The sequence below is a fragment of the Rhodanobacter sp. UC4448_H15 genome (genome assembly GCF_052978265.1).
Window position 1 is genome coordinate 3,634,915 of the sequence record NZ_CM129665.1, and the last position, 12,643, is coordinate 3,647,557.

Sequence of the window (12,643 nt, forward strand, 5' to 3'; positions counted from 1 at the left end):
GGCTTACTTCTTCTTGCTGGCAGTGGACCTCTTGGCTGCCTTGGGGGCGGCCTTCTTCTTGCTGGCGGACTTCTTTGCCGCCGCCTTCTTCGGGGCCGCCTTGCGGGCGACCGACTTCTTGCCTGCCGCCTTGCGGGCGGGCTTGGCGCGCTTGACGGCGGCTTTCTTGACCGCCTTCTTCGCCACTTTCTTCGCGCTCTTGCGCACAGCCTTCTTCGGGGCCGCCTTCTTCACCGACTTCCTTGCCGCTTTCTTGGCGGCAGCCTTCTTCGGCGCGGCATTCCTGGCTGCAGCCTTTTTCTTGGGAGCCGCTTTCTTCGCGGCGGCCTTCTTCTTAGGCGCAGCCTTCTTGGTCGCGGCCTTCTTCTTCGGAGCCGCCTTCTTCGCGGCCGCCTTTTTCTTCGGCGCCGCCTTCTTCGGTGCGGCCTTCTTCACTGCGGCCTTGCGGCGTGCCGGGGCCTTCTTCGCCGGGGCCGCGGCGGGTGCGGCCGGCGCTACCTCGGGCAGCACGGGCAGCACGACGGCGGGTGCCTCGGCGGCCGCTGGGTTGTTGTTTGACTCAAGCTCGTTGTCGATGGACATAACTGGTGTTCCCCTCCGATGAATGTCAGTACGTGCCGTGGCCCTCGGGAAACTGCGCGCAGTTCAGAACTTGCCGTAGTAACCCTCCTTCAAGGCATCGAAGAGGTTGGCGGCCGAATGCATCTCGCCGTCGTATTCCACCTGCTCATTGCCTTTCAGTTCGACAACACTACCGTCCTCCAGCTCGAAGCGGTAGAGGGTGTTTTCAAGGTCCGATTCCTTGACCAGCACACCCTGGAAAGCGGCGGGGTTGAAGCGGAACGTGGTGCATCCCTTGAGCCCCTGCTTGTAGGCGTAGAAGTAGATGTCCTTGAAGTCTTCGTACGGGTAATCGGTGGGCACGTTGGCGGTCTTGGAGATCGACGAATCAATCCATTTCTGCGAGGCGGCCTGGATGTCCACGTGCTGCTTCGGGCCGATGTCGTCGGCGGAGACGAAGTAGTCGGGCAGCTTGTGCGCGGCGTCGTCGGTGAACGGCCTGGCCTCGGCGTTGATCAGCGCGCGGTAGGCGAGCAGCTCGAAGCTGAGCACCTCGACCTTCTCCTTGGATTTCTTGCCTTCGCGGATCACGTTGCGCGAGTAGCTGTGCGCGAAGCTCGGCTCGATGCCGTTGCTGGCGTTGTTGGCCAGGCTGAGCGAGATGGTGCCGGTGGGGGCGATCGAGGTGTGGTGGGTGAAACGCGCGCCGGTCTCGGCCAGTTGCTCGACCAGCTCCGGCGCCACCGTGGCGATGCGCTGCATGTAGCGGCTGTATTTCGCGTGCAGCACGCGGCCGGGGATGGTGTCGCCGATCTTGTAGCCGTCGGCCGCCATTTCCGGGCGCTTGCGCAGCATGTCGCCGGTGACGGTGTAGTCGCGCAGCAGCACCGGCGCGGCGCCCTTCTCTTTCGCCAGCTCCAGCGCCACTTCCCAGCCGGCCAGCGCCATTTCGCGCGAGACGTCCTCGGTGAACGCCACCGCCTCGGCGCTGCCGTAACTCTGCTTGAGCATGGTCACGGTGGAGCCCAGGCCCAGGAAGCCCATGCCGTGGCGGCGCTTGCCCATGATCTCGTTGCGCTGCTGCTCCAGCGGCAGGCCGTTGATCTCGACCACGTTGTCGAGCATGCGGGTGAACACCTTGACCACCTCGCGGTATTCCTCCCAGTCGAAACGCGCCTTGGGCCCGAACGGGTCGCGCACGAACTTGGTCAGGTTGACCGAGCCGAGCAGGCACGAGCCGTAGGGCGGCAACGGCTGTTCGCCGCAGTTGTGCGCGTGCAGGCCGTTGCCGTCGAAGGTGTTGATGCCGGGTACCTGCACGTCGTAGACGTCCTCGACGCCATCGGCCTGCAGCGATTGCACGGTGGCGACAAAGCGCTCGCGGTTGAGGTGACGCTTGTAGCCCGACAAGGCGGCCTTCAGACGCGCGGCCTTGTCGCTGTCGGCAAAGCCGATCAATTCGGCGAAACGCGGCAGCGACTCGCCGGCAATCACCAGCTCGTGCTGGGCCCGGGTGGCATAGGCATGCCTGCCGCCATGACCATCGGGCAACAGGCTTTCACCTGCGACACGGCGGTCGCGATAGATCCGTGACGGCATGCCCAGGCGCAGCAGCATGCGCTGTACCGCTTCCAACCGCGGCAGGTCCGACTGCGCCAGGCGCACGGACACGCCCTTGGCCTGGCTGCCCTGCACCGAACCGTCGGCGTCGAAGAAGCCGCGCAGGAAGCCGCGATAGGCCTCGCTCGACGCCTGCTCCAGCGCCGGCGTGATCGCCTTGTCGCCAGGATTCATGCCGAACTCGAACGCAAGGTCACGCAGCGCGGCGGACTTCATGCGGAACTCGCCGCGGCCGGCCACTTCCGACCAGCCGGTGAAATCGGCACGGTGCGGCAGCGTCCGGGCGCAGCGCAGGGCTTCGGCCATCAGCGCACGGGTACCGCCATCCACCGGGCCGTTCATCACGGCGGCCTGCGGCCACACCGACAACACCGCGGCCTCGTGCTTGAGCGTGCCGTCACCGACCAGCAGGCCGAGCAGGTAGCCCTGCTCCCCGGTCAGCGCACCGGGCCACTGCGCGTTGGCGCGGTGATCGTTGAGCAGCACGCGGTCGCCAGGCTGCAGCGCGCCGGCGGCGCACCACTCGGTGTCCACGCTCCAGCGGGTCAGGCGCGACACGCGGCGCACGCGGTGGTCCTCGGTCAGGCGCAGGCGGTGGCCTTCCTCGGTCTGCAGCGCCAGCACCGGCTTGGTCGCGGTGCGGAAGAAACCCTCGGCGCCAGTGGCGTGATCGTTGCCGTCCACGCGGGCCATGAAGCCTCGACCGAGCAGGTCACTGACCTGGCGCGGGCCTTCGGCGGTCTGCACCCAAGTGTCGGCCGTGACGCAGGGATTGGTCGCGCGGATGTGCTCGCACCACCAGTTGTTGTTCATCTCGTTGACCTTGTCGATCAGGATGAACCCGGGCTCGGCGTAGTCGTACGTCGAGACCATGATCATGTCCCACAGGTGCCGCGCGCGGATGTGGCTGTAGATCTTGCAGGCGACCAGGCCGTCTTCGCGGTCGACGTAGTTCTCGTGGGTCGGCCATTCGCGCCAGACGACCTTGCTGGGGTCGTCGAGATCGATCTCGTCCTTCTCCTTGACGTGCACCGGGAATACCAGCGGCCAGTCCTGGTCGTTTTCCACCGCGTCCATGAAGCCGTCGGTGATCAGCAGGCTCAGGTTGAACTGGCGCAGACGGCCGTCCTCGCGCTTGGCGCGGATGAACTCCTTGGCGTCCGGATGGCTGATGTCGAAGGTGCCCATCTGCGCGCCACGGCGGCCGCCGGCGCTGGAGACGGTGAAGCACATCTTGTCGTAGATGTCCATGAACGACAGCGGGCCGCTGGTGTACGCGCCGGCGCCGGAGACATAGGCGTTGCGCGGACGCAGGGTGCTGAACTCGTAGCCGATGCCGCAACCGGCCTTCAGGGTGAGGCCGGCCTCGTGCACCTTCTCCAGGATGTCGTCCATCGAATCGTGGATGGTGCCCGAAACGGTGCAGTTGATCGTGCTGGTGGCCGGCTTGTGCGCCAGCGCGCCGGCGTTGGAGGTGATGCGGCCGGCGGGGATGGCCCCGCGGCGCAGCGCCCACAGGAAACGCTCGTACCAGTGGCCGCGCAGCTCGTCGGTGGCTTCCACGTCGGACAGGGCGCGCGCCACGCGCTGGTAGGTCTCGTCGATGCTGCCGTCGACCGGCTCGCCGGTCTTGGTCTTCAGGCGATACTTCTTGTCCCAGATGTCCCACGAGGCGGGTTGCAGCGGGATGTCCACGGCAGCATCACGGCCGGTGGCGGGGTGGTTGGCTGGCGCACGCATTGTGCTCATCGTTTTGCTGACCTCTCGGTGTGGCCTCGCGGCCCCCGTTGATTTTTATTGGGATGTAAGGGTGTCGCTCGCGACGCGACGGCGACGAAGATCACGGGCGGGAACGACCTCCCGGCCTGCCCGCCCCCTGGCTTTCCGACAACAGTGGCTCCTCCCCAAGAACGCCGCGGTTGGCACCAGTGCTAGTCTCGGCATTGGCGCTTCAACACAAGATGTTGTGGTTGTTACCAAGGGAGGAAGTTAACCCTGCCGCTCCGGGAAGTAAAGTCCTGCGAGCGGCATCGGCCGGCGGGAACCCGCACGCCGCCGATCGGTCGAACCAGCGCCGAACTCACCCCCGCCAAGGAGCCCCTCATGTCGCCTCACCATCCCTCCGTGCCGTCGTGGTTGACCGGCTTGCTGGCCGCGCTGGTGATCGCGTTCGGCACGCTGCCGGGCGCCGGCCGCGCCGCCACCTTGCCGGCGGCGATCGACGGCCAGCCGATGCCGTCGCTGGCGCCGATGCTGACCCGGGTGACGCCGGCGGTGGTGAACATTTCCAGTACCACCCACGTGCCGGTGCGCGATGCGTATTTCGACGACCCGATGGTGCGCCAGTTCTTCGGCCTGCCGCCCACGCCGCGCGAGCGCGTGGAGCAGAGCCTGGGTTCGGGCGTGATCGTGGACGCCGCCAGGGGCTACATCCTGACCAACAACCACGTGGTCGCCGGCGCCGACGACATCAGCGTGACGCTGCAGGACGGGCGCAGCTTCAAGGGCAAGCTGATCGGCACCGACCCGGCCACCGACGTGGCGGTGGTGCAGATCCGGGCCAGCGGCCTGCACGCGCTGCCGATGGCCGACTCCTCCACCCTGCGCGTGGGCGACTACGTGGTGGCGGTGGGCGAACCGTTCGGCCTGGGCCAGACGGTGACCGCCGGCATCGTCTCGGCGCTGGGGCGCTCGGGCCTGGGCGATTCGAGCTACCAGAACTTCATCCAGACCGACGCCTCGATCAACCCGGGCAACTCCGGCGGTCCGCTGGTGAACCTGCGCGGCGAGCTGGTCGGCATCAACACGATGATCTTCTCGCCCTCGGGCGGCAACGTGGGCATCGGCTTCGCGATCCCCAGCAACCTCACCGCCGAGGTGATGAAGCAGCTGATCGCGCATGGCAAGGTCGAGCGCGGCAGCCTGGGCCTGCAGGCGCAGGCGATCACCCCGCGCATCGCCCAGGCGCTGGGGCTGAAGGAGAGCAAGGGCGTGGTGGTGACCGGCGTCGGCGACGGTTCGGCCGCCGCGCGCGCCGGGCTGCAGCCGGGCGACGTGCTGACCTCGCTCAACGGCAAGCCGCTGCAGAGCGTGCAGCAGCTGCGCAACACCGAAGGCCTGCTGCCGCTGGGCAGCAGCCTGCAACTGGGCATCGTGCGCGACGGCCAGCCGCGCCAGGTCAATGCGACGCTGAGCGCCGAGAAGCTGGCCAGCCTCGACGGCGGCCAGCTCGACCCGCGCCTGGCCGGCGTGCGTTTCAGCGAGCTGAGCCAGAGCCAGCGCGACCAGGGTTGGTACGGCGCCGCCGTCAGCACGGTGCAGCCGGGCAGCCGCGCCGCCCAGGCGGGACTGCGTGCGGGCGACGTGGTGGTCGGCATCGGCAACCAGCGCCTCACCAGCCTGCGCATGCTGCGCGGGCTGGCCGGTGTGCGCCTGCGCCAGTTGGTGCTGGTGGTGGCCGATGCGGACGGCAGCCACTACGTACTGATCAACTGACGACGCGGCAAAGCGACCGCGCGAAAAACCGGACGTGGGTCGCGTGAACGGCGTGTTCGCGCGCACGCTCTGTGACGCATCGTCACGCAAACGCCAGAAATCGCTTGATATTGTGGGTTCAGGCCGATCCAATATCCTGACGGCTTGTCGAACGCACCGCGCATCGGCTGCATACCCGCTTTCGATCACGCACCTTCGTCAAGTCGCCAGACGGGTGGGTCGGCCCGATCGGCCAGCTCACCCGCCCATGTCATGAGTTCATCACGCCGGGGTTTCGCATCATCATGTCCGTACGCTTTGCTCGCCTGTTCTGCCTCGCCCTGATCGGCGCCTGTTTCTCCACCGCGGCAACCGCGGCCACCAAGTCCGGCAGCCTGGTCTGGCGCGGCGACGACGCCACCGCCAACGCGGTGATGAACGAAGTGGGCAAGGCATGGACGAAGGCCGGCCACGGCCGCATCGAGCTGCAGCCGTTCAACACCGCCTCGGGCCTCGACGCGGTGAGCAACGGCACCGCCGACCTCGCCGGCAGCGCGCGCCCCTCCGACGGCAGCACGCAGAACGACCGGCTGACCTTCACCCCGGTGGCCTGGAGCGGCCTGGTGATCATCACCCAGGCGTCCAACCCGATCGGCAGCCTCACGCTGAAGCAGGTGCACGACATCTACTACGGCAAGATCCACAACTGGAGCGAAGTCGGCGGCCGCAACGCGCCGATCGACGTCTACGCGGTGGCCAGCCCCGGCGACGGCGTGGAGTACAGCCTGCGCAGCCTGCTGTTCGGCCGCGGCAACCAGCCGGTCGCCGCGCCGCGGCTGTACGTCAACACGCGCAAGCTGGAAGAAGGCATCGCGCTGAACCCGAACGGCCTGGGCGTGGCCATGCTGGCCGGCATCAGTGACAACCCCAAGCTGAAGGCGATCCCGATCAACGGCCGCACGGCGACCACGGCGAACATCGCCAACGGCAGCTACCCGCTGTTCATCCCGCTGTACCTGGTCACCAACCCGCACAGCGCCAAGGCCGAGCAGGCGCAGGATTTCGTGGACTTCCTCAAGACCGAGCCGGCCAAGGCTGCGCTGCGTCGCCACGGCGTGCTGCCCTACGACGACGGCGCGCGGCTGGCGGCGATGGATGCCGAGCGCCGCAGCACGATCCTGGCCGAAGTCGGCGCGCGCGCGCGGTCGCAGGGCACGCCGATCTCGGCGCCCGGCGCCACCTACGCGTCCCGCGCCGCCATCGCGCCCACGTCGGAGCGCACGGTGCAGGCCCGCAACGCGCTGGAAGCGCGCCGCGAGCGCGCGGCGAACGATGCACGGCTGGAGCGCGTCAGCGGCAGCGTCAGCAACGTCGCCGTGACCGGCGTCGAGCGCGCCAGCGGCTCGGCCACCACGGTGAGCCAGGCCAACGGCAAGAATTTCCGCAGCGTCAGCGCCGACGCCACGCAGACCCATTCGACGTACAAGGTGGTGCGCGGCGACACGCTGTCCTCGATCGCCAAGGCACATTCGGTCGAGGTGGCGCAATTGCGCGCGTGGAACCAGCTCAAGAGCGACCACCTGCAACAGGGCCAGGTGTTGCGCGTCAGCAAGCGATAACCGGGTGAGCCGCGCCGCAGAGGCGGGCGCCGGCATGGTCCAGCGTCCGCTGGCGCTGACGCTGGATCTGGACGACACGCTGTGGCCGGTGCTGCCCGCGCTGGAACGGGCCGACCGGGCCGTCGACGCCTGGCTGCAGCAGCACCATCCGGAGGTGGCGCGTGCGTGGCCGATCACCGCGATGCGGCAACTGCGCGCCAAAGTGGCCGCCGAGCGGATCGACCTGGCGCACGATTTCACCACCCAGCGCCAGCTGACCCTGCGCCATGTGTTCGAGGCCAGCGGCATCGCCGATGCGCCGGTGGACGCGTTGTGGGAAATCTATTTCGCCGCGCGCAACCAGGTGGAACTGTTCCCCGACTGCCCAAGCGCGCTGGAACGCATCGCCGCACGCTGGCCGCTGGCGAGCCTGACCAACGGCAACGCCGACCTGCGCCGCATCGGCATCGAGCGGCATTTCCGCCATCACGTCTGCGCCCGCGACCATGGCGTGGGCAAGCCCGACCGCGCCATCTTCCTTGCCGCAGCCGCGCTGCTCGGCGTCGAACCGGGACAGGTACTGCACGTGGGCGACGACCCCGCGCTGGACGTGGCCGGCGCGCGCGACGCCGGCTTGCGCACGGCGTGGATCAATCGCCAGGGCGAACCGTGGCCACCCGGCATGGGCCCGCCGCCGGATCTCGACCTGCCCGACCTGGCGGCGCTGGCCGACTGGCTGGAAGCCTCTTCCCGCCGCGACTGACGCCGTTGCGATTGTTCTTCGACGCGGGCATGTCCATCATGGGCCATTTCCCCGCAAGGATTTGCCCATGTCCGCCCTGATCGAACGCCGCCCTGGCCAGCGCCATGGCATCCCCGTCGAGACCACCGACGCCGCGCACCTGGCGGCCAGTCGCCGCCGGCTCGATGCGACGCAGCGGCGCTGGCTCGGCGACAGCGGCTTCGACGCGGCGCCCGGCACGTTCGCTCTGGTGCCCGACGCAGCCGGCAAGCTGGCGCGCGTGCTGGTCGGCGTGGCGCCGGCCGATCCGCTGGCCGCGCTGGCCGGCCTGCCCTGCCACCTGCCCGAAGCCACCTACGAACTGGCCGCCGAAGGCGTGCTCGCCGACACCGCGCTGGCCACGCTGGGCTGGGCGCTGGGCGCCTACCAGTTCACCCGCTACCGCGCAGCCAAACGCGCCCCGGCGCGGCTGATCGTGGCGGCCGAGGAACTGGCCCGGCTGGCCCCGCTGGTGGAGGCCACCTCGCGCGTGCGCGACCTGGTCAACACGCCCACGCAGGACATGGGCCCGGAGCAACTCGGCGAGGCGATAAAGACCCTGGCCAAGGCACACAAGGCGAAGCTGCGCGACTGGGTCGGCGACGAACTGCTCAAGGCGAACTTCCCCACCATCCACGCCGTGGGCCGCGCCAGCCATCGCGCGCCGCGGCTGGTCGAACTGAGCTGGGGCAAGCCCGACCATCCCAGGCTGGTGATCGTCGGCAAGGGCGTGTGCTTCGACACCGGCGGCCTGAACCTCAAGGGCGGCGAAGGCATGCGCTGGATGAAGAAGGACATGGGCGGCGCCGCGCACGCGATCGCGCTGGCCGGGCTGGTGATGCAGGCCAACCTGCCGGTGCGGCTGACCCTGCTGGTGCCGGCGGTGGAGAACGCCGTGGCCGGCAACGCGATGCGCCCGGGCGAGGTGATCACCACCCGCGCCGGCCATACCGTGGAAGTGGACAACACCGACGCCGAGGGCCGGCTGATCCTGTGCGACGCGCTGGCCTACGCCGGCGAACAGCAACCGGCGCTGATCATCGACTTCGCCACCCTCACCGGCGCCGCCCGCGTGGCGCTGGGCCCGGATCTGCCGGCCCTGTTCGCCAACGATGACGCGCTGGCCGACGCGGTGCTGCAGGCCGGTAACGCCGTGGCCGACCCGCTGTGGCGGCTGCCGCTGTGGCGTCCATACCGGCGCATGCTGGACTCCCACCTGGCGGACTTCGCCAACTCCAGCGCCTCGCGCCACGCCGGCGCGATCACCGCCGCGCTCTATCTCGAACGCTTCGTCCCCGACGGCACGCCGTGGCTGCACCTGGATACCTACGCCTGGAACGACGCCGACCGCCCCGGCCGCCCCCGCGGCGGCGAGGCAATGGGCCTGCGCGCGGTGTTCGCGTTCCTGCAGGAGCGTTACGGGCACTGAGCCGCACCCGCCGACCTCGACGCCCGACACCCCCTTCCGCCCGGCGCCGTGTGCAGTGGTGCGACGAAGCCTCGGGGGAGTAACCTCTCGAACGTTGGGCGTGGTCCGAAACTGGTTGCGACATTGCCTGAGGGGGGACAAGGGGCACCAGTGGACGCGCTCGACATTACAGGGCCGAGCCATCACCACTGGGGAAAGAAACCACATGAAATACGACTTGAATCACCTGTCACTGGCTGTGCGTCTCGCATTGACCGCCGGGATGCTCTCGGTCGCCGGCGGGCTGCAGGCCCAGACGACGACCACCAATCCGCCCACGACGGATCAGGCCACGCCGGCCTCCAAGGACAAAGCCAAGACGCTGAACGCCGTGGTGGTCACCGGCTCGCTGATCCGCCGCGTGGACGTGGAAACCGCCAGCCCGGTGGTGACCATCGACCGCGAGGCCATCACCAACTCCGGCAAGCCCACCCTGGGCTACGTGCTGCAGGACATGCCGGCGATCTCCGGCAACGCCACCAACCCCTCCAACAACAGCAACGGCGGCGGCGTCGCCAGCCCGCTGCTGGAAGCCGGCGGCGGCGCCTCGCGCGTCTCGCTGCGCGGCCTGGGCATCAATCGCACGCTGGTGCTGGTGGATGGCCAGCGCATGGTCAACTCGGACATCAACATGCTGCCGCCGGACATGATCGACCGCGTCGACGTGCTGGCCGAAGGCGCCTCCACCGTGTACGGCTCCGACGCCATCGGCGGCGTGGTCAACTTCATCCTGCGCAAGGATTTCCAGGGCGTCCAGTTCAGCCTGAACGACGGCATCTCCAGCCACGGCGATTCGCAGCGTCGCGGCTTCAACCTGACCGGCGGCATGTCCGGCGACAACTACAGCATCGTCGGCGGCCTCGACTACAACAAGTACGACGCCACGCTGGCCTCGCAACGCGACTTCTCGCGGCAGCAGCTGTACCTGTCCAGCGGCACCATCATCGCCGCCGGCTCCAGCTCGATCCCGACCGGCCGCATCCAGCTGCCGGCCTCGATCGCCAGCCAGTACGGCTGCGCGATCAACTCGTCCGGCACCGCCAACGTGACGCTTGCCACGGGCGACGGCTCGAACCTCGGCGACTACCGGTGCCGGCTCGGTTCGGACACCTACAACTATGCCGCGCTCAACTACATGCAGACCGCGCAGAAGCGCACCAACGGCTTCGTGCTGGGCAGCTACGACCTGACGCCCAACCTCAAGGCCTACGTCAACGCGTTCTACAACCGCACCGAATCCAGCGGCCAGGACGCCCCCTCGCCGGTCGGTACCGGTGACGGCCTGATCATCTCCTCCAGCAACCCGATCAACCCGTTCGGCGTCACCTTCAGCCAGAACGCGGTGCCGGGCGACCCGAACAGCGGCTACAACTTCCAGACCCGCCTGACCGGCGCCGGCACCCGCGTGCACAGCTACAAGACCGACAACGCGCAGATCAACACCGGCCTGCGCGGCAACTTCGGCCAGGACAGCAGCTGGATCTGGGACGCGTCGATCAACTACAGCCACAGCAAGCGCGACCAGCGCGACACCAACGAGGTGGACATCCCCGCCCTGCAGGCGGCGGTCGATGCCGGCGCCAACATCTTCAACCAGGCCGACCCGGCGGTGGGCAAGCTGCTGAGCGCCGGCGTGAAGACGCCGATCTATGTCATGACCAACTCGACCAAGCAGGCGCAGTTCGACGCCAGCGGCGACCTGTGGGACCTGCCCGCCGGCGCCATGCAGCTGTCGGTCGGCGCGCTGTACCGCAAGCAGACGATGAAGTACACGGTGAGCCCGTTCGCGGTGCTCGACCCGGTCACCACCCAGTGCCAGATCCTGCAGGAAGCATGCGGCTCGCCCGCCAGCGGCAGCTACAACGTCAAGGAGATCTACGCGGAAACCCTGATCCCGCTGCTCGCCGATGCGCCCGGGGCGCAGTCACTGAACATCGACCTGGGCGTGCGCTCCTCCAACTACAGCACCAGCGGCAGCACCACCAACGGCAAGGTCGCGATCGAATGGAAGCCGGTGGCCGATCTGCTGGTCCGCGGTACCGTCTCGCAGGTGTTCCGCGCGCCGAACCTCAACGAGCTCTACGACGGCCGCACCCTGGTGCAGCCCACCCTGAACGACCCCTGCGTCAACCTCAGCGCGGCCGATCTGGCCCAGCATGCCGCGGCCTGCCAGTACGTGCCGGTCAACTGGGGCGGCAACTCGCCGGCGCAGGTCAACACGTTCTATTCCGGTGCCGCCACCGTGGGCAACTCGCTGAAGCCGGAAAAGGGCAAATCCATCGACCTCGGCCTGGTCTACTCGCCGGAGTGGCTGCCCGGCTTCTCCACCAGCCTCGACTTCTGGCACATCTACCTGTCCGACACGTTGACCGCGATCACCGGCGACCTGGTCGTCAGTTCGTGCTTCAACAACAGTGCCAGCCCGTACTGCGGGCTGATCCATCGCGAGGACACCACCAGCCGCCAGCCGGGCCAGGTGTTCCTGATCAACACGCCGGTGGTCAACCTTGGCACGCTGAATACGTCGGGTGTCGACTTCACCTTGCGCTACAAGGTGCCCCACTTCAACATGGGCAGCGTGGACCCGGGCGACTTCCAGGTGGGCCTCAACAGCAGCTACACCTCCACCTACAGGAACAACGCCACCCCCGGCGAGCCGGGCGCACAGGCCATCGACTACGCCGGCACCTACAGCCAGCAGTTCGGCAACATCTCGCGGCTGCGCGGCACGGTCACGCTGAACTGGAGCAAGGGCAACTGGAACGCCCAGTGGCAGTCGCGCTACATCAACAGCCTGACCGCGCTCAACACGGATGCGGCCATTCCCGGCGTGAACATTCCGATCGCCTCGGTGACCTACCACTCGATCCAGCTCGGCTACGCGGTGCCGTCGATCCACACCCGCTTCGACGTCGGCGTGGACAACATCGCCGACAAGGCACCGCCGCTGATGTATCAGAACGGTTCCAACTACAACGTGGACGTCTCCACCTACGACGTGCTCGGTCGCTACTACTGGGCCCGCGCCACCGTGAAGTTCTGATGTCCTAGCTCCATCGCAGTCGTTGCAAACCCCCAGGAGGGCCGCGGGCAAACCGCGGCCCTCTTGCATAATGGGCGCCGGACACCACCCCACCGAGG

Annotated in this window: 7 protein-coding genes; 5 read left to right on the forward strand and 2 right to left on the reverse strand. The window is 68.1% G+C overall.

The genetic code is table 11. The features are described 5' to 3' along the window. Window positions 1-3: 3 nt before the first annotated feature. Together ACVCMI_RS16690 and ACVCMI_RS16695 are read right to left on the reverse strand one after the other, a co-directional pair. Window positions 4-582 (reverse strand): hypothetical protein, encoded by a 579-nt coding sequence (locus tag ACVCMI_RS16690; RefSeq protein WP_447098031.1) that lies wholly within the window; start codon window positions 580-582, stop codon window positions 4-6. A 63-nt stretch (window positions 583-645) separates the two neighbouring features. Next, window positions 646-3,930 (reverse strand): LAGLIDADG family homing endonuclease, encoded by a 3,285-nt coding sequence (locus ACVCMI_RS16695; protein ID WP_447098030.1) that lies wholly within the window; start codon window positions 3,928-3,930, stop codon window positions 646-648. A 354-nt stretch (window positions 3,931-4,284) separates the two neighbouring features. Between ACVCMI_RS16695 and ACVCMI_RS16700 the strand changes: the two genes are divergently transcribed. From ACVCMI_RS16700 to ACVCMI_RS16720, 5 genes are all read left to right on the forward strand, one after another. After that, the gene (locus ACVCMI_RS16700) at window positions 4,285-5,676 is read left to right on the forward strand and encodes a Do family serine endopeptidase (RefSeq protein WP_447098029.1); all 1,392 of its coding nucleotides are present in this window, start codon (window positions 4,285-4,287) and stop codon (window positions 5,674-5,676) included. 284 nt (window positions 5,677-5,960) lie between these two features. Then, on the forward strand, window positions 5,961-7,274 hold the full coding sequence (locus ACVCMI_RS16705) for a LysM peptidoglycan-binding domain-containing protein (protein WP_447098028.1): 1,314 nt from the start codon (window positions 5,961-5,963) through the stop codon (window positions 7,272-7,274). Between the two features lie 34 nt (window positions 7,275-7,308). Beyond that, window positions 7,309-8,016, forward strand: a complete 708-nt coding sequence (locus ACVCMI_RS16710; RefSeq protein WP_447099522.1) for an HAD family hydrolase — start codon at window positions 7,309-7,311, stop codon at window positions 8,014-8,016. Between the two features lie 67 nt (window positions 8,017-8,083). Next, window positions 8,084-9,463 carry a leucyl aminopeptidase family protein gene (locus ACVCMI_RS16715; RefSeq protein ID WP_395120238.1) on the forward strand — a complete coding sequence of 460 codons (1,380 nt, stop codon included), beginning with the start codon at window positions 8,084-8,086 and terminating at the stop codon, window positions 9,461-9,463. A 205-nt stretch (window positions 9,464-9,668) separates the two neighbouring features. Then, window positions 9,669-12,545: a TonB-dependent receptor plug domain-containing protein gene (locus tag ACVCMI_RS16720; protein ID WP_447098027.1), complete on the forward strand. Its 2,877-nt coding sequence runs from the start codon at window positions 9,669-9,671 to the stop codon at window positions 12,543-12,545. The last annotated feature ends 98 nt before the right edge of the window (window positions 12,546-12,643 follow it).